We start from the raw sequence: 26,594 nt of genomic DNA, 5'->3' as shown, positions 1-26,594 counted from the left end.
AGAGCTACCTTGTTGCAGTTCCAACCTTCGTATCCTGGACAGTGGGCGGCGAAGCCGGACGTACCGCCGATGGTTGTACCCGGACTGGCGCTCTTTCCAGCTTGAACCGCGTCACTTTGGCAACCCCGCCAACCCCTACAACACCCGCGAACGCGGCAGTCGATGCTGCGAGTGACTCGTCACGGCTTGCCTCAACGAGCTCTGCTCCTGCAGCGTAGTTTTCCTGATCGTGTCCAGGGCCGATCCCGGGATCTTCCCCTTCGGGAGTCTTGACTTCATTGGTCAGTGTGACCGTCACCCTGTCCTTTGTATCGGCGTTGATTCGGCCCTCTGCCCCTGGAACCCAGTCTTGGACGTGTTCCAAATGGAGTGAACTGATGCCAGGCTCAGCGGTGATGCCGCCGACGGGTGCCCCGGCCGTCAGCACATACTTGAGATCGAATTCGCTGAGAAACGCCTTGTCCCGACTGAGGTTCATGGCGTGGACACCTCCCTGACTGTGTCCCACTGCCACCACTTGATCGCCCGCCTCAGCCCCGGCTTCACGGAGTGCCGCGCCAACAGCCGGTACAACTTCTTCGGAGTCGTAGCCCAGTGCTTCGCCTATTCCTTGGATATCGAAAGGATTGCTAGGGGGTGAAACAGGCTGGGTTCCAGGGATCAGCACCATCCATGAAGGAGAGCCGTTGTTGTCAAAGCGAATGACTTCGATCTCACCGTTGTTGCGGGCGTGGAGCCTCTCGAGACGACGGAGGCTTTCCGCCATGGACGGATCCACGTCCCCCACCGATTCGTCCACTCTTTCGACACTCACGGGTCTTGGCCGCAGGTCCGGACGGAGCGGCGATTCAAGGACGCCGTGAGCGACGCCCCGTGAACTCGTCCAAAATGGGAGAATTGCACTCACCAGGTAGTTGCTCATATCCCGGGTGGGCGGCCAGGCCAGCCTCATCTCGTCAAAGGTCGGGAGTCGCGGGAGAGCGTTCTTGGCCTCCGCTTCCACGTAGTCCCTATGGCTGGCCCGCACACTTCCACTGATCTCCACCAACTCCTGGCGAACTTTTCCCACTTCCTTCCGGCTCTCGGCCACAGCGTTGAGGGCGTTACAGCCGGTGTCATAGGAATCGTAGAGAAAGGGTTCCAGGCAGTCTTGAACCTGACGGGCCTCTTCTTCAATGCCGAGGAGCTGTTGAACCAGTTCATCCAGCGTGCGCGCACCCCTTAGGAGTTCCTCAAGCTGGAAGGACATTCCTCCCACCCCTCCCCTGATTTCGAGGATTCCGTCGGCACTTGGAGGAGAGGGCTGTGGCGCTGCGCCGGCTCCGACTGGGGCTGCATCTGTCATTTACGGACCCCCTTCACCTGAGACGGAAACGTTTTGCGAATGACGAAGCACTGTGGCCACTGCGGCTTCAAGAGACTCACGTGCTCGCATCAGTGCTGAAGCGTGCAGGGCAATGGTTGTCCGGTAGGCGCGTCCCGCGGGAGAAAGCCAATCGTCCACCTGCGCTCTCCGCAGGGATGTAAGAACCGTGTCCGCTTGGTCTACGCAAGTTTGCATTCGCCATGCAAGCCTCTGGACTTCGTGGCTTCGGGAAGCGCACTCCATGGGATCAAAAGTGGGTGGGTTGGCTGCAGGCATCAAGCCGACGCTCATGTGGGAATACTCCAGTGGTCGTTCTGTTGATCGATAGACACGACGCTACGGACCGGCAAAAGCAGACGGAAGCGCCGCCGTCGGCTATGTGGATAACCGGATCAGCCGTCCACATAGGCCTGGCATCGACTCCCGACCCCTGCGTGGAGCATGAAAGAATAGGCCTCATGGCTGAATCCCTCCGCGTTTCCCTCGCTTCCGAACCCCTCGCCCTCGGCGCTCTTGACGGCCGCTACCGCGCCGCCGTCGCGCCCCTCGTCGACTACTTGTCCGAGGCCGCACTTAACCGCGATCGCGTTCACGTTGAAGTTGAGTGGCTCATCCACCTGACCAGCCAGTCCGTACTGCCCGGCGCTGGGCCGCTGACCGACGAGCAGATCGCACAGCTGCGCGCCATCGTTACTGATTTCGATGCCGCATCCGTCAACGAACTCGCCGAGATCGAAGCCGTCACGGTCCACGACGTCAAGGCTGTTGAGTACTACATCGGCCGTCGCCTGCCGGCCATTGGCATCGAGAACCTCACCGCCATGGTGCACTTCGGGTGCACGTCCGAGGACATCAACAACCTCTCCTACGCTGTTGGTATCAAGGGTGCCGTGGAGGATGTGTGGCTGCCTAACGCCACCGCCCTCGTGAAGCAGATCGAGGCCATGGCGGAAGCAAACCGCTCGGTGCCCATGCTGTCCCGCACGCACGGCCAGCCGGCTACGCCCACGACACTGGGCAAGGAACTTGCTGTCATTGCGCACCGTTTGAACCGCCAGCTGGCGCGCATTGCCAAGACCGAGTACCTCGGCAAGATCAACGGGGCCACCGGCACCTACGCAGCGCACGTCGCTTCCGTCCCGAGTGCTGACTGGGAAGCCGTCGCCAAGACGTTCGTGGAAGGCCTGGGTCTCACCTGGAACCCGCTCACCACGCAGATCGAGAGCCACGACTGGCAGGCCGAGCTTTACGCCGATATCGCACGCTTCAACCGCATCCTGCACAACGTCTGCACGGACATCTGGAGCTACATCTCCATCGGCTACTTCCGCCAGATTCCGGTTGCCGGGGCAACGGGTTCCTCCACCATGCCGCACAAGGTCAACCCGATCCGCTTTGAGAACGCCGAAGCCAACCTGGAAATCTCCAACGGCCTCCTGGATACCCTGGGTGCCACACTGGTTACCTCCCGCTGGCAGCGCGACCTGACGGACTCGTCCTCGCAGCGCAATATCGGTGTCGCCTTCGGCCACTCACTGCTCGCGATCTCCAACGTGGCCAAGGGTTTGAAGGCCCTCGATGTCGCAGAGGAAGTCCTTGCCGGCGACCTCAACACCAACTGGGAAGTCCTGGGCGAAGCCATCCAGATGGTCATGCGCGCCGAAGCCATCGCTGGCGTCGAAGGCATGGAAAACCCGTACGAACGCCTTAAGGACCTCACCCGCGGCCAGCGCGTGGACGGTGCCCGCATGCAGGAATTTGTTCAGGGTCTTGGCCTTTCCGCGGACGCCGAAGCTCGCCTGCTCGCCCTGACCCCGGGCAAGTACACGGGCATCGCCGAGAAACTGGTGGACCACCTGCAGTAAGGACCACCTGCAGTAGTACAAAACACTCGACGACGGCGGACGGGGGCTGGGTGCCTCGGTCCGCCGTCGGCGTTTAAGCTGGTGAACAGAATCGCGTCCCCTCACCCGAGAATCCCGGAACAGCTACGACGTAAGGAGCGGAGCGCTCATGAAGCTCCTGTTAATCAGGCACGGACAGACACCCGGCAACGTCGCAGGCCAATTGGATACAGCGTTCCCGGGACCGGGGCTGACCGAGCTCGGCGAACAGCAGGCGGCGGCCTTGCCGGAGGCCTTGGCTGACGAAACCATCGAAGCCCTGTACACCTCCACGTTGCTGCGCACCCAGCGGACCGCCGCGCCCCTGGCGAAGGCCACAGGATTGGAGCCGAAAATACTGGATGGCGTCCATGAGATCGAGGCCGGTGCGCTGGAGAAGAAAACCGACCACGAATCCCACCTCCGCTACATGAGCACGGTCTTCGCTTGGACAGACGGCGACTTGGATGCGCGCATGCCGGGAGCGTTCAGTGGGCACCACTTCTTCGCCAGGTTTGATGCTTCGGTGGAAAAGGTTGCCGCAGCGGGGTACTCGACGGCGGCGATCGTCAGCCACGGTGCCGCGATCCGTTGCTGGGCCGGGCGCAGGGCAACGGACATCGACACCGTGTTCGCCGAAACACATCAACTCCCGAACACCGGGATCGTGGCACTGGAAGGCGACCCCGAAAGCGGATGGCGGGTGCTTCATTGGGACCAGATTCCTGTTGGAGGGATGGCGCTGGCAGACCAAACCGCGGAGGACCCCACCGGCGAGGCGCTTCAGCCGTGATCCAGCTTGGCCCATTCAGCCGGGTGCGATTTTGGGGTGTTGCAGGGCTCCGGGACGTTGCGGGGCCTGCTTTGCGCGCCAAACCTACTCGGGAGGGCGCAGAGCAGGCCCCACAACGCGGGAACGGCCAGCATTTCTCCCGACGCTTACGCGCAGGAAACACCGCGGTAACCACCGCTCCGTAGGCTTAAGACGCATAAACACCTCCCCGAATTGGCGAATTGAGGCACAGATGCAGACCAACCCGCGACTCAACATCCGGCAGGTCACATGGGCGAACCCCGTGGGCGCAGACCTCCGCGCCGCACAGCAGGCAGAGCTCGATACCCGGTTCGGAACCACGGACCATGAGCCCGGACCCCCGCCGACGGAAGCGGACACAGCCGTCTTTGTGGTGGCCTACGAGAAATGTTCGGGCCAGCCCCTGGGATGCGGCGGTTTGAGGATGCTGGATGAGAAGACCGCCGAGATCAAGCGGCTTTATGTGGTCCCCTACGCCCGGGGTTCGGGCGTCGCGAGCTCCATCCTCGCAGCGCTCGAAGCGCAGGCTCATTCCCACGGGTTCAGTGTGATCGCAGCTGAGGCCGGCTCTGCCCAGTCGGACGGTCGAAGCTTTTACGAGAGCGCAGGCTTCGCCGCCGTGCCGAACTTCGGTCCGTACGTCGGCGCCAGTGAATCGTATTGCTATTCAAAACGGATCGATTCACACAGTGCCTCGCACACGGCCATGGCCTAGGGCATTAGCCGCAACATCGAGCGAACGTTACGTCAGTTCGATAATCTCGGATTATGGAAAAAGCAGACATCACCTTTCGCACCCGTAAATGGGTGCGGCCTGAGGACCTTAACGCCAACGGCACACTCTTTGGTGGCAGCCTGCTGAAGTGGATCGATGAAGAGGCCGCGATCTACGCCATCCTCCAATTGGGCAACGGCCGTGCCGTCACCAAGTACATTTCCGAGATCAACTTCGTAAGCTCCGCTGTTCAGGGTGACCTGGTGGAGATGGGCCTGACAGCAAAACGCTTCGGGCGCACGTCCCTGACAATGCGGGCAGAGGTCCGCAATATGATCACCCGGGAGGCGATCCTGACTATCGAGGAAATCGTCTTCGTGAACCTCGGCGCCGATGGCCGCCCCCAGCCGCACGGCTACACGGAGATCACTTACGACCGCGACAGAATCCCTACGCACCACCTCACGGCGACCTTGGACGAGGACTGAACCTGCCGCCGTCGTGCGTTCCTGTGGGTGGCGGCGCCTGACCAGCCCACCAACCAGGCGAAAACGTTGGGCAAACCCTGCGCATCACCGTTGAACCCCAGAGCCACGGAAGGTAAAACGGATAAATGACCAACGACGTGAACTCTTGGATGGATCAATACGTACGCGCGTGGACCTCGAGTGAGCCCGACGATATCCGTGCCCTGTTTACCGAAGATGCCGTCTATTCCGATCGGCCGAACACTGAAAAACGATGGAACGGCCACGAAGAGATCGTCAAAGCGTGGGCCGACGCCGGGGACAAACCCGAGGACTGGACCTTCGAGTGGACGCTGCTGGGCGAGGATGGTGACACCGCGTTCGTCCAAGGCCTGACCACATACCTGAACGGCGAGCCCACCTACGATAACCTCTGGGTGATCCGTTTCGCCGAGGACGGCCGCGCCCGCGAATTCACGGAGTGGTACATGGCCCGCAAGAACTCGTCGGACCAACCCAACTAACTGGCTCAGTAGCTTTCGCGCTCAGCCGTTTCAGACACGGGAATGAAGGTCGACGCGAAGCCCTCTGAAGCGCGGGCCAGCACAGCGACATCGGCGCCGACCAGCACGAAGGAGGCACCGGCGTCGAGATAGGCACGGGCAGTTGCCTCGTTGAAAGCGTTCACGCCAGCGGGCTTACCGGCCGCATTGGCTGCGGCGAGGCAATGCTCGACGACGGCCCTCACCAAGGGATTTTCCTGCTGCCCCAACAGGCCCATGGAGGCGGCAAGGTCCGAGGGGCCGAGGAAGATGCCGTCAACACCGTCGACGGCCAGGATCTCCTCAACGGCTGATGCCGCGGCCTCGGATTCAATCTGCACGGTGAGGCTGATCGAGTCCGAGGCGACAGCCAGATAGTCCGGGACGCGGTTCCAGCGCGAGGCCCGGGCAAGTGCCGAGCCAACACCGCGGACGCCAAGCGGCGGATAACGAACTGCGGCAACGGCGGTGGCTGCCTCGAAGGCTGAGTTCACCATGGGGATCAGCAGGTTCTGCACTCCGAGGTCCAGGTACTGCTTGATAACCACGGTGTCGTTCACGGGAGGCCGGACCATGACTTGGAGGGGGTAGCCGCTCACGGCGTGAAGCTGCGCCACGATGGATTCCAGGCCGTTGGGGCTGTGCTCTGCGTCAATCAGCAGCCAGTCCAAACCCGAGCCGGCACAGATCTCTGCCACCAGCGGACTACCGGAACAAACCCACATACCGGCCAGCGGACGCGCCGCGTCACCAAGGGCCGAATAGAAGGTGGGGCTCAGCTGAAGTGACATGTCACGACTCCCAACGGTCCGTAGTCCGCGTGTACGGTATCACCTTTGTACACCCATAAGGGGCGTGTAAACGAGCCCGCGAGGATGATATCTCCAGCTTTCATTGAGTCCCCGTGTGCAGCGATCTTGTTGGCCAGCCAATGCACTCCGTTGGCCGGATGATCGAGCACTCCGGCGGCCACTCCGGTCTCCTCCACGGTCTGGTTTTTGTACAGAATGGCGGACACCCAGCGGAGGTCGACGGCGTCGGGACGCACCGGGCGGCCGCCCACCACCATGGCACCCATCGCGGCGTTATCCGAGATGGTGTCCACGATGGTCCGGCCCTCCATCTCGATCCTGGAGTCCAGGATTTCGAGGGCCGGAACCACGTAGTCCGTGGCGTTGAGGACGTCGAAAATCGTGCAGCCAGGCCCTTTGAGGCCGGATTTCAGCACAAAGGCCAGCTCCACTTCAACGCGTGGGTGCGTGTACTTGTCCCACTCCACGGAACATCCGGTTTCGAGGACCATATCATCGAAAATGGCACCATAGTCCGGCTCAGTGATCCCGGTTGCAGCTTGCATGGCCTTGGACGTGAGGCCGATCTTGCGCCCCACCAACGTGCGCCCCGCTTCCTCATTCCGCCGCATCCACAACTGCTGCACGGCGTAGGAATCCTCCACCGTCATGTCAGGGTAGCGGGCAGTGAGGCGCGGGACCGGCGTACGGGAACGGCCGGCCTCAAGCAGTTCGTCCGCAATCGCTTCGATCGTCTTCTCGTCCAACATGGCTTTAGACCTGCGCTCCCAGTTTGAAGCCCTCGGCAGCCTCGCCGGAGGAACCCTCGGGGCGGGTGTAGGAGAATCCGTCGGCGCCGACGGTGACGGCCATTTCGGACTTTTCTTCCCGTTCGATGACCGGCTGGGGGTTGCCGTCCAGGTCCAGTACCAGGGAGGCTTCGGTGTACCAGGACGGGACCACCGGGTTGCCCCACCAGTCGCGGCGCTGGTTGTCATGGACGTCCCAGGTGACGGTGGGGTTGTCCGGGTCACCGGTGTAGTAGTCCTGCGTGTAGATCTCCACACGGTGGCCGTCCGGGTCCAGGATGTAGAGGTAGAACGCGTTGGACACACCGTGGCGTCCGGGGCCTCGTTCTATGCGGTCGGAGATGCGCAGGGCGCCCATCTTGTCGCAGATCTGGATGATGTTGTGCTTCTCGTGCGTGGAGAACGCGATGTGATGCAGGCGCGGTCCGTTGCCGCCGGTCAGCGCGGTGTCGTGCACAGTCTGCTTGCGGTGCATCCACGCGGCGTACGTTACGCCGTCGGAATCCTTGATGTCCTCGGAGACGCGGAAGCCCAGGTCCTCCAAGTACTTGCGGCCGCGCGGGACGTCGGGGGTGACCTGGTTGAAGTGGTCCAGGCGGACGAGTTCACCGGCCGAGTAGAGGTCGTAGCGCTGGGTGAGGCGCTCGACGTGCTCAACGTCGTAGAAGAATTCGTACGGGAAGCCCAACGGATCCTCCACACGGACGGAGTCACCAACGCCCTTCGTGAAGCCTTCCTTGCGGCGCTCAACCCGGCAGCCCAGCTCGCGATAGTACGCCTCGGCAGCGTCCACCTCGGCCGGCGACTTTACGCGGTACGCGAAGGCGGCAGCAGCAGCAACGGGGCCCTTGCGGAGGACCAGGTTGTGGTGGATGAACTCCTCGAAGGAGCGCAGGTAGATGGTGTTCTCGTCTTCCTCGGTGACGTGCAGGCCCAGCAGGTCCACGTAGAACGCGCGGGACTTGGCGAGATCCGTGACCACGAGTTCGAGGTAGGCGCAGCGCACGATGTCCGGAGCCGGGACTGATGGTGTGGGGATGGGGCCGGTGAAGGGGTTGCTCATAATGATCTCTCTTCGTTGAAAGGGTGGTGTGGGAACCCAACTAAGTAGCAGTAGATGCCGTTTTGAAGGCTCAAAACGCGCGCTATTGCGACCTAGTTGGGTACTAGGCGCCGAACTTGGGCGTGTGGACGGAGCCGAGCGTGATGTGCACGGCCTGCTGGTCGGTGTAGAAGTCGATGGAGCGGTAGCCGCCCTCGTGGCCCAGGCCGGAAGCTTTGACGCCGCCGAACGGGGTACGCAGGTCGCGGACGTTGTGGCTGTTGAGCCACACCATGCCGGCTTCCACGTTCTGGGAGAAGTTGTGGGCCCGGGTCAGGTTCTGGGTCCAGATGTAGGCCGCCAGGCCGTACTTGGTGTTGTTGGCCAAGGCGAGGGCTTCGTCGTCGTTCTCGAACGGCGTGATGGCCACCACAGGACCGAAGATTTCCTCCTGGAAGATCCGCGCGTCAGGCGCGACGTCGGCAAACACCGTGGGTGCGATGTAGTTGCCTTCGGGCAGGTGGTCGGGTCGGCCGCCGCCAGCCAGGAGCCGGCCTTCGGACTTGCCGATCTCCACGTACGACGCCACCTTCCGGTAGTGCTCCGGGTGGACGAGCGCGCCTACCTGGGTCTTGGGATCGTGGGGATCGCCCACCACGATGTTCTTGGCACGGGCGGCGTACTTCTCGCAGAACTCGTCGTAGATGGCCCGCTCAACCAGGATGCGGGAACCTGCGGTGCAGCGTTCGCCGTTGAGGGAGAACACACCGAACAGAGCCGAATCAATCGCGGCATCAAGATCGGCATCGGCGAACACGACGCACGGGGACTTGCCGCCGAGCTCCATGGACAGGCCCTTGAGGTTGGCGGCGGCGTTGCGGAAGATCGTCTGGCCCGTGGTGGTCTCACCCGTGAAGGAAATCAGCGGCACGTCGGGGTGCTTCACCAGTGCATCGCCGGCCTCTTCGCCCAGGCCGTTGACCAGGTTGAAGACGCCATCGGGCAGGCCTGCATCCTTGAAGATTTGAGCCCAGAGAGACGCGGACAAAGGCGTGAACTCGGCCGGTTTCAGCACCACGGTGTTACCAGTGGCCAAAGCCGGGGCGAGCTTCCAGGACTCCAGCATGAACGGGGTGTTCCACGGTGTGATCAGGCCAGCGACGCCGATAGGCTTGCGGTTCACGTAGTTGATCTGCGAACCCGGGACCTTCATGGCGTCGTCGAACTGGGCAACAATCAAGTCGGCGAAGAAGCGGAAGTTCTCGGCTGCGCGGAGGGCCTGCCCCTTGGCTTGGGTGATTGGCAGGCCGGTATCGAAGGTTTCGAGCTCGGCGAGGCGGGCTTCCTGCGCCTCTACTGCATCGGCGATCTTGTTCAAGACCCGGGCACGCTCACGCGGCTTCATCTTCGGCCACGGACCATTGACGAATGCTTCGCGGGCGGCGGTGACGGCAAGGTCGATGTCTTCCTTCTGGCCCGCAGCAGCCGTGGCATAGTTACCGTTGGATACCGGGTCCAGGACGTCGAAGGTCTTCCCGGACAGGGAGTCAACGAACTCGCCGTTGATGAAGTGCTGAATGTGGGAGGGGAGATTTTCGGGGATGTAATGCTTGGCGGTCTCTACTGAGGTCGTCATCGTTGAAGTCCTAACTAGTGATCAGTGGTTGGGCTGGGACCCCGGTTTGGGGCCCTACTGCTTTGCTTGGGCGAGGTAGGCATCCAGGGTGGCGGCGCGGTGTTGGCGGGCTGCTTTTTCGATGGTGTCGGCGTCTGCAGCGCCCTCGATGAGCTGCAGCAGGGCCTCATGTTCGCGCACGGATTCCTGGGCGCGGCCCGGAACGAACCGGAACGTCGACGAGCGAAGCGAAGCCAACCGGTTCCAGCCCCGGTGGACGAGGTCAAGAATGTGCGGATTGGGGCAGTGTTCAAACAGGACGCTGTGGAAGTCCTGGTTAAGCGCGGTGAAGCGGACGGGATCGAAATGCTCCAAGCACTCACGCATCTCCTCGTTAACCGCCCGCGCCCTGGCAATGGACACGGAATCGATGAGCGGAGCGGACAGCGCTGTGGCAGCACCCTCCACAATGCTCAAGGTCTGCATCGTGTAGAGGTACTCGGTGGGGTCGATCCCGGACACGGTGGCGCCCACGTTCCGTTCGAACTTCACCAGCCCTTCAGCTTCCAGTCGGCGGATGGCTTCCCGGACCGGGACCACGCTGAAGCCGAGGTCCTCGGCGATCTTCGCGAGCACCAGCCGGTAACCAGGTGTGTAAGTGCCTTCCACGATGCGCGCCTTCACAGCGGCATACGCCTGCTGGGATTTGCTTTGGGCGGCGGCGTTTTCGACGGCGGTACTTCCGACGGCGGTTTCAGTCACCTTGGACTCCTTGCCGGCTCTGCCACTCCGCAAACTTGGCCTGCCATTCCTTGTTCATGGGGTACAGCCCATCAACGCTGTTTCCTTCCCGGACCATCTGGAAGATGAAGGTCTCTTCCTTTTCCTGCTGGATGCAGTCGGCCACTAGTTCCTCGGCGATGGTCGGCGGGATGACCAAGATGCCGTCTGAGTCGGCAACGATGATGTCCCCGGGCTGAACGGTCGCTCCACCGCATGCGATGGTGATGTCCGTGTCCCACGGAATGTGCCGGCGTCCCAGCACTGCCGGGTGCGGATTTGCGAAATAGGTGGGCATTTCCAGGTCAGCCACTGCCGAGTAGTCGCGGACGCCGCCGTCGGTGATGATGGCAGCAGCCCCGCGGACCTGTGCACGCAGTGCCAGAATGTCCCCCACGGTGCCGGTGCCCTTCTCGCCGCGGGCTTCCATGACCAGGATTTCGCCGTCATTCACGGAATCGATGGCCCGTTTCTGGGCGTTGAACCCACCGCCGTGGGACTTGAAGAGGTCCTCGCGGTTGGGCACGTAGCGCAGGGTCCGGGCCAGGCCCACCACTTTGCGGTCCGGCCGGGTTGCCTGCAGGCCGTCGATGCTCACGTTGTTCAAACCGCGCTTGCGCAGCTGTGAGGAGAGCGTGGCGGTGGCGACGCACTCGAGCTTCGCCTTCAGTTCGGGCGTCAGCACGCTCGCGGCAGGAGCCAGTCCGGCAGCTTCCCGCGATCCGTACGCCTCCTCCCGCTGGGTGTCATCAGTCTTGGGCCGGGCACCAAAGTCCGCGAACGGCGTCGTGCCTTCCGTTACTTTGGTGGCCAAACGGCCGCTGCTGAAGCCACCGCCGGTGACCTCAATTTCGACGACGTCGCCCGGCTTGGCAACGGAGGCGCCAGCGGGTGTGCCGGTGAGGATGACGTCGCCTTCTTCGAGCGTGAGCAACTGGGACAGGTCCGCGACGAGCTGCGCGAACGGGAAGAGCAAGTCCTCGGTGGTGTCGTCCTGGACGAGGTCACCGTTATGCCAGGTGCGAATCCGCAATTGAGCAGGATCGACGGCGTCGGCAGGAATCAGTGCGGGACCAACGGGAGTGAAACCGTCGCCACCCTTGGACCGGACGTTGGAGCCCTTGTCTGCGTAGCGGAGGTCGTACACGCCGAGGTCGTTGGACGCTGTGACCCACTCGACGTGACTCCACGCATCTTCCAACTCAACGCGACGGGCGGATTTGCCAATCACCAACGCGATCTCGCCCTCGTAGCCGAGCAGTTCACAACCGGCCGGCCGCTCAACCGTGCCGGGAGCATCCGTGGAGCCGAGTGCCAGTGACGAGGACGGCTTCAGGAAGTACGACGGCTGTTCGGGGGTGCGCCCGCGCTGTGCGGCGCGGCTGGGGTAGTTGATGTGGACGGCAATGATTTTGCGCGTCCGGGCCAGCATGTCCTGGCTGACTTCCTGGGTCCGGAACTCCAATGTCACGGCGCCTCCTCCTGATCGAACATTTATCAAGTACGAAATCGTATACGATAATTATGGACCGGGGACGTGATCTGCGTCAACCCCCTCTTTCACCCAACTAGGTAGCAGCAGAGCGCGTTTTGAACGTCCAAAACGCGCTCTGCTGCTACCTACTTGGGGGATCCTGGCGAAGGAAGAACTCCGCGCCGCCAGGGAAGCCTTTGAACACCTCGGCAAGACTGAGCGTTATCTCATCATCCTGCAGATGGTAAAAGCCCGTACCCCTCAGCCGCGCGCCAAGATCCTGGCGAAGGCAGTGGAGAAACTGGCGGAGGGAAGCTAGCGACTCTTACAAACTGTCAGTGGGCTCCCGTAGGGTACCGGCATGGACATCATCCTTGTACCCGGTTTCTGGTTGGACGCGTCGTCGTGGGAGGAGGTGACGCCGCCGCTGGAAGCAGCCGGCCACACGGTTCATCCGCTGACTCTGCCCGGGCTGGAGTCGGTGGACGCAGCACGCAAAAGCATCGGCCTTCGCACCCACATCGACGCCGTGGTAGCGAAGCTCGACTCCATGGACGGCAAGTTCATCCTGGTGGGCCACTCCGGCGGCGGCGCCATCATCCATGGCGTGGCAGATGCCCGCCCGGACCGAGTGGCCCGAGCCATTTACGTTGACAGCGGGCCGCTCGGTGAGGGCGGGGTCATCAATGATGAACTGCCCGACGACGGCGACGACATCCCGCTGCCGCCGTGGGAACTATTCGAGGACGAAGACCTCGTCGACCTGACAGACGACCTCAAGGAAGCCTTCCGCGCACGCGCCATCCCGGAGCCCAAGGGTGTTGCCTTCGACAAGCAGCACCTGAGTGACGTCCGGCGTTACGACGTTCCAGCCACGATTATCGCCTGCCAGTTCCCGTCATCGCTCCTCAAGGAGTGGATGGATGCCGGACACCCGTTCACGGCGGAACTCGCCAGGATCCGGGACGTCGACTACATCGACCTGCCCACGGGGCACTGGCCACAGTTCACCAAGCCCAAGGAACTGGGCCAAGCGATCCTGACGGCATTAAACCGCAGCAACTAGCTCAACTCGCGGAAAACTAGTGGCGGGGCGGCGTGTTGGTCGCCGGTCCTTCCGGCGCAGCGCCGCCCTCGTCGGTCCAGTCACTTCCCGTGGTGTCGTCCAAGGCAGGATCCGACACCACATCAGACTTAACTGTGGGCACGGTAGTCACGGTTGGCCTGGTGACGGTGGGCTGGCTGGCGGTGGGCTTGCTGCCGGAAGTGGAGTCAGCATGCTGACCCGCCTTAGGGGTAGTGATGCCAGGGAACATCGCTTCGGCCTTTTCCATCAGCTTCTTGCCGGCCTCATACAGATTGTCCAAAATGTCCGGCACCGACTCCTGGACGGCTTCCGTGGCCTGATGGACGTTCTCCTGGACCTCAGGGTTCTTCCAAAGTTTCTCAGTGCCTCCGCGGACGCGCCGATACACCTCCGGCCAGGACTTCGATCCCCATGCGTAGCCGACCGCCACGCCAACGGCGAACAATGCTTTGCCTTTCACAGCAATCACTCCTTCCGAGGTGTTATTCCTCGACACTATCCCCGCCAAGCACGCCCTGTCACCTGCCCATTGATTGCGGGCCGGTTAATAATGATTTGCCGAAATAAAACATTCGACTAAACTGTTATGCCAACCAGCGGATAACCGCAGGAAGTAACCGCATGAAAGCCCGAGGAGTGAAACCATGGGACTGGGTGACAAGATTAGTAATGCCGCCGAAGAAGCAGGCGGCAAGGTCAAGGAAAAGACCGGCGAAACCACCGGCGACAGGAACCTGCAGGCCGAGGGCATCGGCGAGCAATCCAAGGCAAACCTCAAGCAGTCTGGCGAGAAAGTCAAGGACGCCGCAAAAGGAGTTACAGACTCCCCCAAGGGCCACTAGGCCGCGAATCCGCAGCATTCCGGGCCCGCAAGCAAGGGCTGGCTAATAGTCAGGTTACTTGCTACTTGTCCCGGGAGCCGCTAGCGTTGCTGGTGTAGTACCGAGTCCGACCCAATCGGCAGGAGTGCTTTATTGGCTGCATTTCATAAATTCATCGGGGTTGCATAAATAGTTCCAATCCCCCACATTCCATAGGGCCTCCAGGGGCCCCATTACGGTGCCTACACCTTGGAACAGGCACCCGGTGAACATACTCGCTTCATCACGTTCATGGAATTTCCATCAACAAGAAAGTAGGAGCAAAAATGGGTTTCTTTGGTTTTCTTCTGCTCGGTCTTTTGGCCGGCGCTATCGCAAAGCTTATTCTTCCCGGCCGCCAGGGTGGCGGCTGGCTGATCACCCTCCTGTTGGGCGTCGTCGGCGCACTCCTGGGTGGCTGGATCGGCGGGCTGATCTTCAACACGGGTCTGCAGGAATTCTTCTCCCTGACAACGTGGCTCCTGGCTATCGGCGGCTCCATCATCGTGCTGCTGATCTACGGCCTGGTCACCAACCGCAGGACCCACCATGGCTAACAACCAGAACCGCGACGCCAACGGCGAGGAACTCGAAGGCCAGTACTCCGACGGCGACTACGGAGACACAGGTGTGTCCCCGGAAACCCTGAAGGAAGACGCTGGAGGCGACTACACCGAAGGTGACTACGCCGAGAAGACAGTGCCCTCGGCGGACGCGGAGCTCGACGAAAAGAACACGGAAGACACCCCCAAGGATCGTCCGTTCTCATCCGAACCGGATGAAGAAGCGTCAGGCTCCAGTCGCCCGTAACATCTGAATACAGCCAAGAACCCGGAGGACTGCAGCTGCAGCCTCCGGGTTCTTGCATGTCCGGGGCCTGATACTTTCGGGCATGGATTGTTGGGGCATCGACGCAGCGGTCCACGTAGCGTCGATGAAGAGAATGGAAAAAGGGTGCGGAAAGGGGACCAAGGTGCAGGGATGGAACCGGGCCATTGAGCTCATCGAGCAAGACCTGACCGCGGACATCGAGGTAGGTGTCTTGGCGCGTGCCGCTTTGACGTCTGAGTATCACTTCCGGCGGATGTTTTCCTCCTTGGCCGGCCTTCCAGTCTCTGAGTACATCCGCAGGCGGCGCCTGACAGCAGCCACGGCGGAAGTCTTGGAGGGCGGGACTGTGCTGGACGTTGCCTTTCGCTACGGATATGGATCGGCGGAGGCATTCACCCGCGCGTTCAAGGCCATGCACGGCCTCACGCCCTCCGAAGCGCGACTGCCAGGCGCCCTTCTCCATTCCCAACCCCAACTGAGGTTCCACCTCCGAGTCGAAGGAAATACCGACATGAAGCACCGCATAGAAGACAAACCTGCTTTCCGCCTTCTTGGCCTGAAAGCGCGCGTCCCGTTGGTCCACGAGGGACCCAACCACGCCATCATCGAGTTCCAGCGGGGACTGGACCCCGCTGTCACCAAGCACTTGCTGGAGCTTGCGGACATGGATCCGGCCGGCCCCCTGTCAGTCACTGACAACATAGAAGAGCAGCGTGCCGAGGGAAGCGAACTGGACTACTGGCACGCAGTGGCGTCTACCAAACCGGTTCCTGACGGTTTCGACTCCCTTGAGGTCCCGGCAAGCCTATGGGTGGTCTTTGAGGCAGAGGGAAAGTTCCCGGAAGTCCTGCAAGGCATGTGGGCAGACGCCGCCACTGAGTGGTTTCCCGCCAACCCCTACAGGTGGGCGCCGGGACCGGAAATGCTCAGCGTCCAGGTGGAACCCGGCGGCACGCATGGCCGCGGGCAACTGTGGATTCCCATTGAAAGGGAAGAACTACGCTGAAGCTGATCCGAGAAGCTGACGAATTTCCAGCAAGGGCAACACATTCTGCCGGTATTCACGGGTAAGGACCCGTAGTACGGACTCGGCGGCCTCAGCATCCTCCGTTCCAATGGCATCCGCTGCATAGATCACCTTGATGTTGTGCGCGAAAGCGTCAGCGGCCGTCTGGGCGATGCAGTTATGGGCTGAAATGCCGGCAAGAATGATGGTGTCGACGCCCCAGTTCCTCAGGCGCATGGCCAGGTCTGTTCCAAAAAAAGCGCTGTCCCGGGTCTTGATCAATCGGGGAAGATCGGCAGTGAGCAGTCCGGGAACGAACTCGGCCTGCTCACTGCCCCTGAAGATGAAGCCCTGATCATCGTCAAGCATGTTCAAGCTCCACGTGGATTTGTCCCGTTCGTGCACGGTTCCCACCAGCAGTACTTTGGCCCCGGCCTCCAGCGCTGCGCTGGTCAGCGAGTTGCAGGAAGCAACAATCTCTTCCTGGCGCCCCTCCAAAGCAGGGTCCTCGAAGTAGGCGTTCTGCATATCGATCACCAGCACAGCGATCATTCTTGTCCCCTCTCTGAATCAGAGTCCCTTGCCACCCGTGACGGGAAGGACTGCGCCTGAAATGTAGGACCCTTCGTCGGATGCCAACAGCACGTACGCCGGCGCCAGCTCGGCAGGCTGACCGGCCCGGCCCAGCGGCGTGTCCTGCCCGAAAGTGGGGAGCTTGTCCGGCCATTCCGTGGCGGGAATCAGGGGTGTCCAGATGGGGCCCGGCGCCACGGCGTTGACGCGGATTCCCTTTGGTCCGAGTTCCTCGGCCATGGCCTTGGTAAAGGCCACTTGGGCTGCCTTGGTCATGGCGTAGTCGATCAATTGGGCGGACGGATTGAAGGCCTGGATGGATGCCGTGACAATGATCGAGGCACCCGGGCGGAGATGCGGAATGGCTGCCTGTGCCGTCCAGATGAGGGAGTACAGGTTGGTCTTGAAGACGCGGTCGAACTCCTCGGTGGGGATGGTCTCCAAGCCTTCGCGGTTCTTCTGATATGCGGCGTTCAACACCACCACGTTGAGCCCGCCAAGCTCCTGCACAGTGCGTTCCACAATCTCAGCCGCGAAGCCTTCATCCCGCGCATCGCCGGGCAACAGCAGGACCTGCGCTCCGCACTCACGGATCCATTCCGCCGTCGACTGTGCGTCTTCTTCTTCCTCCGGCAGGTAACTGATGGCCACGTTGGCGCCCTCTCGCGCGTAGGCAATGGCTACCGCAGCGCCGATGCCGGAGTCGCCGCCGGTGATGAGGGCTGTCTTGCCCTGTAGGCGTCCGTGCCCAACATAGCTCTTCTCGCCGTGGTCCGGTTGCGGATCCAGTGGTTTGGTGAGGCCCGGCTGCTCCTGCTCCTGCTGGGGGAATTCGCCCGAGTGGTATCCACTGCGAGGGTCCGATGGCGCGGAGGTGAGGCGGTTCCCGTCGGTTAGCGGCTTGTCAGGCTGGTTCGGATCACCTTGAGTCATGGTTCTGCCCCTTTTCAGATTGCACTACACGGTACTTTTGCCCTGTACCCCGCCTCCCAGCTCCCAAACGCCGCCGGAACTAGGTCCTGAGCGTCCTCGCCTTGACCATAAGGAACAACCCGTAAGCGATGAGCCCAAGTGCCACGGCAGCCAACAAGTACGGACCATATGGCTGCTCCCTCAGGGCTTTCAAACTCCCGTCAAGCCCTGTTGATTGCTCGGGCTGGGCGCGCACGGCGGCAATGACCACCAACAGTCCCACAAGGAACAGGGCGATCCCCTTGGCGATGTATCCCACCACGCCAACCCAGAGTTGGAACTTATGCACTGCCCGGTTGGATGACAGCGAAAGGTCCTTCGTGAACTTCCGACGGAAGCCCCTCACCGCAAACACGATGCCGGTGATCGCGATGGCGGCACCGACGGCGATCAGGAGGAATACCCCGAAAGGCGCCTTCATGAGAGTGACGGTGAAGTCGCTTGTGGACTCCCGGCTGTTCTGGCCCTGTCCTACAACGAAAGACATGATGGTGGCAGCGAGGGCGGCGAACACCAAGGCCTGGCCCAACGCCGAGAGCCTCTTGGTCAGTTTGTTGTCCGAGGCATTCCGATAGCCAAGGATGGCGTTTCCCAATTGCCATAACGCCAGCGCCGCGCAGGCCGCGAAGCAGGCCCAAAGCAGGAACGGCCCGGCCGGTTTATTGGCCAATTCGGTCACAGCGCCGCTGACATCGGCCTCACCCCCGCGGCCCACCGCGAGTTGGACTGCGATGACGCCTATGAGCGCGTGCAGCAGCCCGCTCACGGCATAGCCGGCCCGGGCAACAGCCGCGAAGGTTCGCGAATTCGCGGCTTCCTCGGCCACATCAGCGGCCTTTTTCATCTCGTCCTTGATGGCAAGCCTCCTTAGTTTCGCGCTGGACTCCATCGTCCCTTAAACGACGTCGGGCAGGGTACCTTCCCGACGAGAAAGGATGCCTGCCCGACTCAAAGCTGGAAGGTCCTAGAACCCGACCACCGACTGCGGCCAAATGCTCCGGAGTCCCGCGCCGAGGGGGTTGAACTGCTCGCGGACGGTCACCACTGCACGGGTTTGGCCGAGGACCTCCCCTGCCTGGCGGCCAGTCTCCGCAGCGCCGGCGTGGGCATCGGACTTCACATGGGTAGCGCCGGTGTTCATGGACTTGGCGGAGATCTGCTCGGTCATTTCGGTCGTCCTTCCTGGAAGTTCCCATCAGCTCCGTTGGCTGATGTTTCAACCATCGGGCGGGGTCCTCAAGAAGGACGCCGGGTCATCTCAAGATTTCCTCAAGATTCCGACCGGGGCGCGTCAGAACGCGAATAGCACCTCCAAGGCCTGCCCTGAACCCAGGGTGAGGCGCGCACTCACCCGATGGTCGTCGTCGAGCAGGTCAAAAGAAGGCCCGACGGCGGGCGGAACCCATGCGGGAGGCTCCCCGCCGAGGTACACCAGCGAAGCGAAGCATCCGCGTTCCCCGGAAAGCCGGCCTTCGAGATAGCTGCAGGCGGCATGCTCACCGAGGGGCGAAACGCCTTCCGCCCGGTAGGTACCGTTGTGTGAATATCCATGCAGCGGCCAGATGGCTGTGACAAGCCCGCCGGCGCTGAGTACGCCGTTGCTTTCCTGTACCGGGAGGGCATCGGCAAGCGCGTACCCGCCGTCGCGGACGGTCGGTCCGGATCCTGCCTGCGCCAGCACAACATGCACCCGGAGTTCGTACCCACCTGCCGCGGCGGTTGCCGTTGCCACGCGCCAGGGTGAATCAGCGGGGTCATCGCTGTCATTCCACACGGGGGCGTGCCAGCTGGCCGCTTGCTCGTGCCGTGTGCTGAGGCGGTGGATCCTCGCACGCCGACTGGGAGTTCCGGCGTCGTTGAGAATGGCGAAGTGGTTATCTACCGGATGCTTGGTGAACAGCGGTGCCGTACGGCTCGAATACGCGAGGCGGCGGTAGAGGGGATCATCGGGGCCGGGTGCGTAGTATTTGTCGCTGCCGTGGTTAAGCAGCCGTGCGACGCCGTCCGCGTGGGTTGAGTGCAGCAGGTAGCCGGGCGACTCGGCGTGCTTGAGGCCATCGCTGATTTCCACCGGTGACTGCTCCTCCACAGCAGTCCACACAGGATGGTCTGCGGGCAAGAGGAGCCCGACGAACGCTTTGGACGTCCAGTACGGAGATGCGGGGCCGGAGTATTCCTGCGTCATCGGCTCAAAAGCGCCGAGCCACCCAAGGGACGGCAGGCCGCCGTCGTAAGCGCCGGCGTCGAGGAAGTACTTGGCGGCACCGCTGGCGATCCGGCGGGTCTGGCCGGGATTGAGGAGCGTTGCAGCAATCGCTTCACCCAGGAACAGGGGCGCGACCGAGGCGTAGCGGTAGATCAGCGAACGGCCCTGGAAAACAGGGGCGCCGTTCGCCCCGAAGAACCTGACGTGGTCCTCAAGGAACGCCGTGAGTCGGGTCCTGTATACCTCCAACCGGTCATCCGCTTCAGGGTGCCTGCCCGAGGCGAACTCCGCCCACAGGATGGGGTACAGGTGCATGGCCCAGCCGCAGTAATAGTCGAAGAAATCGCCGGTGCCGTGGTTGTCCCCGTCCCTGTACCAACCTCCACCTACATACCAGTCTTCGAGCCGCTGGAGACCGTGCTCAATGTGGGCCTCGTTGTGCTCGAACCCGGCGCCGGCCAGGAATTCGGCGATCATCACTTGGAACAGCACCCAGTTGTTGTCCACGCAGGTGCTTTTCGAGGAACCCTGCAGCCAACTGGCAACCTGCTCCTGCTGCTCGGTGGACAGCGTGTCCCACAGCCATGGCTTGGTGAGCTGGAGCCCCAGGACAATGGACGCAGCTTCCACCATCGGCTGCGATCGGTCGGTGATTGGCAGCCACGCTTCCGGACTGTCAGTCCGCGTTCCGGCCAGGAGCCCCTCCCGGTAATAATCCACATGGCCGTAGGGATCGCTGCCGTTCTCACCCGCCACACGGAACGCCGCCATCAGGAAAGTCCGGGCAAAGCCCTCCATGCCATCGGACAAAATCCCCGACGACGACGGGCGGCCACTCAGCCGGATGGTCGCCTTGAGTGCGGAAAAGAAGGGGCGCACCGCCAGGAGCTGCTGATCCGCAAAGGCAACCCAGTGTTCCCGCGTCCACCCGGTGATGGGGCTGAGCTCAAAATCCGGGGCGGGCATGGTGAAACGGGTTGCCATGGGTCTCCTGCTGGGCACGTAGTAGTAGCCCCACAACCGTAGGCTGCGGGCCCACAAATTGGGGCCAGGTGAACAAAACTGAACGCCGACAACCCTCCAGTCACACTCACCATTTCCAGTGGCCCGGATAGTTCATAATGAACAAACTGCACACAAGTGAACTTGATAGGCGGAATCTGCATGTTGTCCGAGGATCGTCAACAGCTCATCTTGAGGGAACTGGCCCTCCACGGTTCCCTCAATGCCGGCGAATTCGCCGCGAAACTGGGGACGTCGGGGATGACAGTGCGGCGGGATCTGGCGGTACTTGCAGAGCAGGGGCTGCTGGAACGGGTCCACGGCGGCGCCATCGCCGGCGGAGGGAAACCCACGTCCAGGCCCGCCACCCAGCCGTCAACATCGTGGCGTCCGGGCGGGAGGCGGCCATTGGCGACGATCGGCATGATCGTACCGTCGGCGTCGTACTACTTCCCGGGCGTAATCCGCGGCGCGGAAGCTGCAGCGCAGGAAGTCGGCGTCCGGTTGGTGCTGGGAGTTTCCAACTACTCGGGGGAAGAAGAGCGGCGGCAGCTGCGTCGACTATACGAACATGGCGTGGACGGCATTCTGGTCACGCCCAGTGAGCAATCGCTGGCCGGCACTGAAACGCTGGACCTGCTCGCCGAGGCGGACGTTCCAGTGGTGGTAGTGGAGCGGTCCATCGACGACGCGTTGGACCACGGCCGGCTCGAATCCGTCAGGAGCGACCATGTGCGCGGCTCGGAGATTGCGGTGAACCATCTGCTGGGGCTTGGGCACCGGAAGATCGCGATTTGCCTTCGCGAGAACAGTCCTACCGCGTCGCAACTCATCGACGGCTACCATCTGGCCATGCAGCGGGCCGGACATGCCCGCGACGATTCGACGGTCCGCGCCATGTCCCGGGCCCAAAACGATCCGCGGGCTCACCGTGAGTTGATGGACGGGATCTTGAACTGGTGTGCTGATTCGCAGGTGACTGCCGCGGTAGTCCATACCGATGAGGATGCGCTCCAGTTTGTGAGCGCATGCCTGGAGCGGCAGATTCGCGTGCCTGAGGACTTTGCGATTGTTTCCTACGACGACGAAATCGCCGCCCTCGGGGCCGTTCCGCTCACCGCTGTGGCACCGCCAAAATACGACGTCGGCCACCAGGCTTTGTTGATGTGCCTGAACCGGATCGGCGGCAAGCGCGGAAGCGCGTCTGCGCTACAGCGCGTGAACCTGTCGCCGGCGCTGGTAGTGCGGGATTCGACGCAGGTTTAGCCCCCGCCGAGGTGGCACTTAATCCCAATGTTTGGCCTCATCATTGGGATTAAATGCCATCTCGGCGCACCCGTGGATGTTTACTTCTGTTCATTTCATTGATGATGTTCATTTTTGTGGATTTCATGGTGCGTAGTCAAAGGTGCCCCCAGAGCACACCACGACTTCGCATCGTGAACTTCAAAGGAGAACAGAATGAAGCGTCGCCAGCTTCTGCTTGGAGCAGTGAGCCTCATGGCCAGTGCTGCCCTCATCACCGGCTGTGGCAGCACCCCGGCTGCCACACCGACCCCCACCCCCACCGAAGACCCCACCGGCACCATCACCTTCTGGTCGTCAATGGCCGGGATGGACAAGGTTGCGGCAGCGTTCAACGCGAGCCAGAGCAAGATCAAGGTCAACTTCGAGACCATCCCCAACGGCGGGGCCGGCGGCTACGCCAAGCTCTCCACGGCCATCACGGCCGGCAACGGCCCCGACGTCGCCACCATCGAATACCCGCAGCTGCCGCAGTTCGTCAGCAACGGCCAACTCCAGCCGTTGGACGGGTACATCAACAAAACCGAAACAGTGGACAAGCTCACGGATGAGACCAAGGCTTTAGTGCAGTTCGGTGACCAGACCTACGCCCTTCCCTACGATGCCGCCCCGTTGATCATGTGGTACCGCAAAGACATGCTGGATAAGGCCGGCGTCTCCACTCCCAAGACCTGGCAGGAATTTGAAGAGGCCGGCAAGAAGCTCAAGGCCGTAGCGCCGGAGGCACACCTCGCCAGCTTCAACCCGAACGAAGCCGCCCTGACTGCCGCACTTTCCTGGCAGGCCGGCGCCAAGTGGTTCGGCACCGAAGGCGACAGCTGGAAAGTGGGCGTCAACGATGAACCGACGCAGAAGGTTGCCACTTTCTGGCAGAAGCTGATCGACCAGAAGATCGTCAAGGTCCAGCAGTCCTTCAGCGACGAGTGGGCCGCAGATCTGGCGAGCGGCGCCGTCGTGGGTGTCCTTGGTGCCAACTGGAGCGCAACCGGCATCCAGAAACGTACGGAAGCAAGCGGCCAGAAGGGTCAGTGGATCGCTGCAGAGGTGCCCAACTGGGGCTCACCCGCGGACGCGTTCTACGGCGGTTCCAGCTTCAACATCACCAAGAGCAGCAAGAACCCCGCCGCCGCTGCCAAGTTCATCGAATTCCTCGCAACCAATGAGGACGCCATCACTGCCCGTGGAAACACCGGCTCCGCCTACCTCGCCTTCCCGGGCCTGACCCCGGTTGCGCAGAAGGCGTTCGATGCCAGCTACTTCGGCAACGACATCTACTCCGTCTTCGACAAGGCCTACGCCTCGATCACGCCGGGCTGGCAGTGGGGTCCCAACTGGGACATCACCAACACCGCCCTTAAGGACGCCTACGGCGAGCTGACCAGCGGCGGCAAGGTCCTGAAAGCAGTTGACACCGCCCAGAGTGCCACGGTGGCCGGACTCAAGCAGAACGGTCTCTCCGTCAAGGAGTAGGCCCGCACGGCAGGACGGTCCATATCCACGGGCCGCCCTGCCAGCGAGGAGACTAATCATGGTTACCCAAGTACCCACCAAGCCGTCCAGCACCCTCAAACCCAAAACCCGTGCCCAACGCAAACCCCGCGCGATGTCCGGAACCGGGGGCCGCACCGCTGCACTGTTCCTGACCCCCTTCTTCACGATTTTCGCTCTCGCAATGGTTGCCCCCGTCATTTACGCGATTGTGCTGAGCTTCTTCGCACAGCAAAAGTCCGGGCTGGGCTTTGGCGAGGCAAAGACCGCGTTCGTGGGCTTGGAAAACTACCTGCAGGTCCTGCAGTCCGAAAGTTTCGTGGGCGGCATCGGACGCCTCGCCTTGTACTGCCTGCTCTACATCCCCTGCATGGTGGGCGGCGCCCTGGCCTTCGCACTCCTGCTCGATGCTGCCGTAGCCCGTGCACGGAAGCTCTTCCAGCTCCTGGTCTTCCTCCCCCACGCAGTTCCCGGGGTCATTGCCGCACTGATCTGGGCGTACCTCTACACCCCTGGCGTCAGCCCGATTGTCTCGGCCCTCGAAACGGGCGGAATGTCGCTGAACTTCCTGGACAACCAGCTGATCCTGCCGTCCATTGTGAACATCGCTGTGTGGGAGTGGACGGGCTACAACGTGATTGTGCTCTTCACCGCGCTGCAAGCCGTTCCCCGGGAAATTCTTGAAGCCGCACGCGTGGACGGTGCCGGCGAAATGCGGGCGGCCATCAGCATCAAGCTGCCCCTGATCCTCCCGGCATTGAGCGTGATCATGCTCTTCACCGTGATCGGCACGCTCCAACTGTTCACGGAACCATCCATCATCTCCAAGGCCACAGCATCAGTCACCAGCACCTGGGTGCCCAATATGTGGGCCTACGACGCCGCGTTCAACCGGCACAACCTCAACCAGGCCGCAGCTGCTTCCATCATCATCGCGCTCATGGCTGCCGTGCTGTCCTGGGCCGTTACCCGCTTCAGCTCAAGGATGAACAAAGCATGAGCACCCCAACGTTGTCCCCACCCTGGACCTCAACTTCAACCCTGCCGCCCAAGCGCCGCAGGCCGGTTGCCCGTGCCGGCGGTTTCGGAAGCAGCTTCACGGTGAACGCCCTGCTGATCCTGGGCTGCGCCTACATGGTCCTTCCCGTGGTGTGGCTGTTCTTCGCCTCCACCAAGAACACCGCGGACCTCTATGGAACAGCTGCCTACGCTTTCGGTGAGCCGGCGTTCCTGGAAAACATGATGGCGGTCCTGAACCAGGACGGCGGGTTGTTCCTCCGATGGATGGCCAACTCCATGTTCTATGCAGCATTTGGTGCGATCCTGGGCGGCCTGATCTCCGTCATGGCCGGCTACGCGTTCGACAAGTTCCAGTTCCGTGGGAAGGATTCGTTCTTCGGCATAGTCCTGGTGGGCGTCCTGATTCCCAACACGGCCACGGTCCTGCCCATGTATCTGCTGGCCTCCGTCTTCGGCATCACCAACACCATCTGGGCCATCCTCATCCCTGTGCTGTGCAACCCGTTCGGCGTGTACCTGGCCAGGGTTTACTCAGCGGCGTACGTCCCGGCCGAAACCCTTGAGGCCGCCCGCGTTGATGGCGCGGGACCTATCCGGTCCTTCTTCTCCCTGGGCCTTCCCATGATGATGCCCGGTTACATCACCATCGCCCTGTTCCAGTTTGTGGGCGTGTGGAACAACTTCATGCTCCCCTTGGTGATGCTCCAGGACCAACAGCTTCTCCCCGTCAGCGTCGGCATTTCCATCTGGCAGGGATATTCCATCCCCCAGCCCGAGTTCACGCCGATGGTCATCACAGGCTCATTGCTTTCGATTGTCCCGCTGCTGCTGGCGTTCATCATGCTGCAGCGGTTCTGGAAGTCCGGACTAACCGCAGGGAGTGTTAAGTGAGCTTGAACGTTGCCTTGGCCATGCCGTCCCACACCGCGCGGGCTGTGTTTCCACCGCGGAGCCTGGACCCGTTGGAGCCCGCACTAACCCTGCTGAGCCGGGAGCCGATCCAAGACTTCACATCACCGCGTTCGCTGCAGCTGCTCGCAGAAGCGGACATCCTCATTACCGGGTGGGGCTGTCCGATGATCGACGACGATGTCCTCGACGCCGCACCGCGCCTGCGCTACGTCCTGCACGCCGCGGGCAGCGTGAAACACCACATCGGCGATGCCTGCTGGGAGCGCGGCATCCAGGTCAGCTCCGCCGCAGACGCCAACGCCATCCCGGTGGCTGAGTACACAGTGGCCATGATCATCCTGGCCAATAAACGCGTCCTTCAGATCGCCCGGGCCCTGCACACCACGCGGACGGACGTCCTTGCGGAGCAGCTTTTTCCGGACATGGGTAACTACCGGAAGCGCGTCGGCATCATTGGTGCGTCAAAGATCGGCCGGCATGTCATTCGGCTGCTTGCTCCGTATGAACTGGACGTCATGGTGGCCGACCCTTACTTGTCCCCCGCTGAAGCGGCCGGCCTCGGCGTCGGGCTTGTCAGCTTGGACGAACTCGTGGCGGGCTGTGACGTCGTCAGCCTCCACGCGCCGTCGTTACCCTCCACGAAGAACCTCATCGACGCCGGACAGATCGAGCGGATGCGGCCCGGCGCCACCTTCATCAACACTTCCCGAGGCGAGCTGGTGGACCAGGACGCGCTGCTTGCCCGGGTGGAACAAGGTGATCTCTACGCCATCCTGGACGTCACCACGCCATGGGTGCTGCCCGCCGAATCCCGCTTGTACACGCACCCCAACGTGCTGCTCACACCCCACGTGGCGGGGTCGTTAGGCAACGAACTCGAGCGCATGGCTGCGAGCGCCGTGGGCGAGGCTCTGCGGCTGTCCCGCGGGGAGGAGTTGCGGTTCGGCGTGAAGGAAGAGGACCTGGCCCACACGGCTTAGGCGCCCTGGCAGGGCTCTTGAGGCAGAAGCACGACGGCGACCGCCCGCCGTCGT

29 protein-coding genes are annotated in these 26,594 nt (G+C 62.2%); 16 read left to right on the top strand and 13 right to left on the bottom strand.

What is annotated here, in order from left to right:
- Window positions 1-4 precede the first annotated feature (4 nt).
- Window positions 5-1,345: a hypothetical protein gene (locus tag AC0J5Z_RS03445; RefSeq protein ID WP_475037456.1), complete on the bottom strand. Its 1,341-nt coding sequence runs from the start codon at window positions 1,343-1,345 to the stop codon at window positions 5-7.
- A gap of 479 nt (window positions 1,346-1,824) precedes the next feature.
- Here AC0J5Z_RS03445 and purB point away from each other — a divergent pair, with 479 nt between their 5' ends.
- From purB to AC0J5Z_RS03420, 5 genes are all read left to right on the top strand, one after another.
- On the top strand, window positions 1,825-3,231 hold the full coding sequence (gene purB, locus AC0J5Z_RS03440; protein WP_475037455.1) for an adenylosuccinate lyase: 1,407 nt from the start codon (window positions 1,825-1,827) through the stop codon (window positions 3,229-3,231).
- A gap of 148 nt (window positions 3,232-3,379) precedes the next feature.
- The gene (locus AC0J5Z_RS03435; protein WP_475037454.1) at window positions 3,380-4,042 is read left to right on the top strand and encodes a histidine phosphatase family protein; all 663 of its coding nucleotides are present in this window, start codon (window positions 3,380-3,382) and stop codon (window positions 4,040-4,042) included.
- A gap of 232 nt (window positions 4,043-4,274) precedes the next feature.
- Window positions 4,275-4,778, top strand: a complete 504-nt coding sequence (locus AC0J5Z_RS03430; protein WP_475037453.1) for a GNAT family N-acetyltransferase — start codon at window positions 4,275-4,277, stop codon at window positions 4,776-4,778.
- Window positions 4,779-4,831: 53 nt separating this feature from the next.
- Window positions 4,832-5,266, top strand: a complete 435-nt coding sequence (locus AC0J5Z_RS03425) for an acyl-CoA thioesterase (RefSeq protein WP_475037452.1) — start codon at window positions 4,832-4,834, stop codon at window positions 5,264-5,266.
- A 125-nt stretch (window positions 5,267-5,391) separates the two neighbouring features.
- Window positions 5,392-5,769, top strand: coding sequence for a nuclear transport factor 2 family protein (locus AC0J5Z_RS03420; RefSeq protein ID WP_475037451.1), 378 nt, complete (start codon window positions 5,392-5,394; stop codon window positions 5,767-5,769).
- 5 nt (window positions 5,770-5,774) lie between these two features.
- On the opposite strand, the gene AC0J5Z_RS03415 is transcribed toward AC0J5Z_RS03420, so the two are convergent.
- From AC0J5Z_RS03415 to AC0J5Z_RS03390, 6 genes are all read right to left on the bottom strand, one after another.
- Window positions 5,775-6,578: an HpcH/HpaI aldolase family protein gene (locus AC0J5Z_RS03415; protein WP_475037450.1), complete on the bottom strand. Its 804-nt coding sequence runs from the start codon at window positions 6,576-6,578 to the stop codon at window positions 5,775-5,777.
- A complete protein-coding gene (gene hpaH, locus AC0J5Z_RS03410; RefSeq protein ID WP_475037449.1) occupies window positions 6,563-7,348 on the bottom strand; it encodes a 2-oxo-hept-4-ene-1,7-dioate hydratase in 786 nt (261 codons plus the stop codon). Before hpaH ends, AC0J5Z_RS03415 begins: the two co-directional genes overlap by 16 nt.
- Before the next feature lie 4 nt (window positions 7,349-7,352).
- Window positions 7,353-8,450 (bottom strand): 3,4-dihydroxyphenylacetate 2,3-dioxygenase, encoded by a 1,098-nt coding sequence (hpaD, locus tag AC0J5Z_RS03405; protein ID WP_475037447.1) that lies wholly within the window; start codon window positions 8,448-8,450, stop codon window positions 7,353-7,355.
- Window positions 8,451-8,553: 103 nt separating this feature from the next.
- The gene (gene hpaE, locus AC0J5Z_RS03400) at window positions 8,554-10,065 is read right to left on the bottom strand and encodes a 5-carboxymethyl-2-hydroxymuconate semialdehyde dehydrogenase (protein ID WP_475037445.1); all 1,512 of its coding nucleotides are present in this window, start codon (window positions 10,063-10,065) and stop codon (window positions 8,554-8,556) included.
- Between the two features lie 54 nt (window positions 10,066-10,119).
- The gene (locus tag AC0J5Z_RS03395) at window positions 10,120-10,806 is read right to left on the bottom strand and encodes a GntR family transcriptional regulator (protein WP_475037444.1); all 687 of its coding nucleotides are present in this window, start codon (window positions 10,804-10,806) and stop codon (window positions 10,120-10,122) included.
- Window positions 10,799-12,256, bottom strand: a complete 1,458-nt coding sequence (locus tag AC0J5Z_RS03390) for a fumarylacetoacetate hydrolase family protein (RefSeq protein ID WP_475039518.1) — start codon at window positions 12,254-12,256, stop codon at window positions 10,799-10,801. The genes AC0J5Z_RS03395 and AC0J5Z_RS03390 overlap by 8 nt, the downstream gene beginning before the upstream one ends.
- A 178-nt stretch (window positions 12,257-12,434) precedes the next feature.
- On the opposite strand from AC0J5Z_RS03390, the gene AC0J5Z_RS03385 reads away from it, so the two are divergent.
- Entirely contained in the window at window positions 12,435-12,617 is a 183-nt protein-coding gene (locus AC0J5Z_RS03385; protein WP_475039515.1) for a YdeI/OmpD-associated family protein, read from the top strand.
- A 42-nt stretch (window positions 12,618-12,659) separates the two neighbouring features.
- A complete protein-coding gene (locus tag AC0J5Z_RS03380; RefSeq protein WP_475037443.1) occupies window positions 12,660-13,364 on the top strand; it encodes an alpha/beta fold hydrolase in 705 nt (234 codons plus the stop codon).
- Window positions 13,365-13,380: 16 nt separating this feature from the next.
- On the opposite strand, the gene AC0J5Z_RS03375 is transcribed toward AC0J5Z_RS03380, so the two are convergent.
- Window positions 13,381-13,845 carry a hypothetical protein gene (locus AC0J5Z_RS03375; RefSeq protein WP_475037442.1) on the bottom strand — a complete coding sequence of 155 codons (465 nt, stop codon included), beginning with the start codon at window positions 13,843-13,845 and terminating at the stop codon, window positions 13,381-13,383.
- Between the two features lie 184 nt (window positions 13,846-14,029).
- Between AC0J5Z_RS03375 and AC0J5Z_RS03370 the strand changes: the two genes are divergently transcribed.
- From AC0J5Z_RS03370 to AC0J5Z_RS03355, 4 genes are all read left to right on the top strand, one after another.
- Window positions 14,030-14,227: a CsbD family protein gene (locus AC0J5Z_RS03370; protein ID WP_475037441.1), complete on the top strand. Its 198-nt coding sequence runs from the start codon at window positions 14,030-14,032 to the stop codon at window positions 14,225-14,227.
- 305 nt (window positions 14,228-14,532) lie between these two features.
- Complete coding sequence (locus AC0J5Z_RS03365; protein WP_475037439.1) at window positions 14,533-14,802, top strand: GlsB/YeaQ/YmgE family stress response membrane protein; 270 nt, start codon at window positions 14,533-14,535, stop codon at window positions 14,800-14,802.
- Entirely contained in the window at window positions 14,795-15,055 is a 261-nt protein-coding gene (locus AC0J5Z_RS03360; protein ID WP_475037438.1) for a hypothetical protein, read from the top strand. Before AC0J5Z_RS03365 ends, AC0J5Z_RS03360 begins: the two co-directional genes overlap by 8 nt.
- A gap of 163 nt (window positions 15,056-15,218) precedes the next feature.
- On the top strand, window positions 15,219-16,082 hold the full coding sequence (locus AC0J5Z_RS03355) for an AraC family transcriptional regulator (protein WP_475037437.1): 864 nt from the start codon (window positions 15,219-15,221) through the stop codon (window positions 16,080-16,082).
- On the opposite strand, the gene AC0J5Z_RS03350 is transcribed toward AC0J5Z_RS03355, so the two are convergent.
- The 5 genes from AC0J5Z_RS03350 to AC0J5Z_RS03330 form a co-directional block, all read right to left on the bottom strand.
- A complete protein-coding gene (locus AC0J5Z_RS03350) occupies window positions 16,074-16,634 on the bottom strand; it encodes a cysteine hydrolase family protein (RefSeq protein WP_475037434.1) in 561 nt (186 codons plus the stop codon). The two genes, AC0J5Z_RS03355 and AC0J5Z_RS03350, sit on opposite strands and share 9 nt — an antisense overlap.
- An 18-nt stretch (window positions 16,635-16,652) precedes the next feature.
- Entirely contained in the window at window positions 16,653-17,588 is a 936-nt protein-coding gene (locus AC0J5Z_RS03345; RefSeq protein WP_475037433.1) for an SDR family oxidoreductase, read from the bottom strand.
- A 79-nt stretch (window positions 17,589-17,667) separates the two neighbouring features.
- Window positions 17,668-18,516, bottom strand: coding sequence for a DUF1206 domain-containing protein (locus tag AC0J5Z_RS03340; RefSeq protein ID WP_475037432.1), 849 nt, complete (start codon window positions 18,514-18,516; stop codon window positions 17,668-17,670).
- 75 nt (window positions 18,517-18,591) lie between these two features.
- Complete coding sequence (locus AC0J5Z_RS03335; RefSeq protein WP_475037430.1) at window positions 18,592-18,795, bottom strand: hypothetical protein; 204 nt, start codon at window positions 18,793-18,795, stop codon at window positions 18,592-18,594.
- A 123-nt stretch (window positions 18,796-18,918) separates the two neighbouring features.
- Complete coding sequence (locus AC0J5Z_RS03330; protein ID WP_475037429.1) at window positions 18,919-20,817, bottom strand: DUF2264 domain-containing protein; 1,899 nt, start codon at window positions 20,815-20,817, stop codon at window positions 18,919-18,921.
- 180 nt (window positions 20,818-20,997) lie between these two features.
- Between AC0J5Z_RS03330 and AC0J5Z_RS03325 the strand changes: the two genes are divergently transcribed.
- The 5 genes from AC0J5Z_RS03325 (at window position 20,998) to AC0J5Z_RS03305 (ending at window position 26,540) form a co-directional block, all read left to right on the top strand.
- A complete protein-coding gene (locus AC0J5Z_RS03325; protein WP_475037427.1) occupies window positions 20,998-22,101 on the top strand; it encodes a LacI family DNA-binding transcriptional regulator in 1,104 nt (367 codons plus the stop codon).
- A 195-nt stretch (window positions 22,102-22,296) separates the two neighbouring features.
- A complete protein-coding gene (locus AC0J5Z_RS03320; protein WP_475037425.1) occupies window positions 22,297-23,610 on the top strand; it encodes an ABC transporter substrate-binding protein in 1,314 nt (437 codons plus the stop codon).
- 58 nt (window positions 23,611-23,668) lie between these two features.
- Window positions 23,669-24,628 carry a carbohydrate ABC transporter permease gene (locus tag AC0J5Z_RS03315; protein WP_475037424.1) on the top strand — a complete coding sequence of 320 codons (960 nt, stop codon included), beginning with the start codon at window positions 23,669-23,671 and terminating at the stop codon, window positions 24,626-24,628.
- Window positions 24,625-25,539, top strand: a complete 915-nt coding sequence (locus AC0J5Z_RS03310; RefSeq protein ID WP_475037423.1) for a carbohydrate ABC transporter permease — start codon at window positions 24,625-24,627, stop codon at window positions 25,537-25,539. The genes AC0J5Z_RS03315 and AC0J5Z_RS03310 overlap by 4 nt, the downstream gene beginning before the upstream one ends.
- Window positions 25,536-26,540, top strand: coding sequence for a hydroxyacid dehydrogenase (locus tag AC0J5Z_RS03305; protein ID WP_475037422.1), 1,005 nt, complete (start codon window positions 25,536-25,538; stop codon window positions 26,538-26,540). The genes AC0J5Z_RS03310 and AC0J5Z_RS03305 overlap by 4 nt, the downstream gene beginning before the upstream one ends.
- The last annotated feature ends 54 nt before the right edge of the window (window positions 26,541-26,594 follow it).

This window comes from Paenarthrobacter sp. TRD_SC_7, from assembly GCF_056156245.1.
Note: the sequence above shows the minus strand (reverse complement) of the source record. Positions and strands in the feature narration are given on the sequence as shown.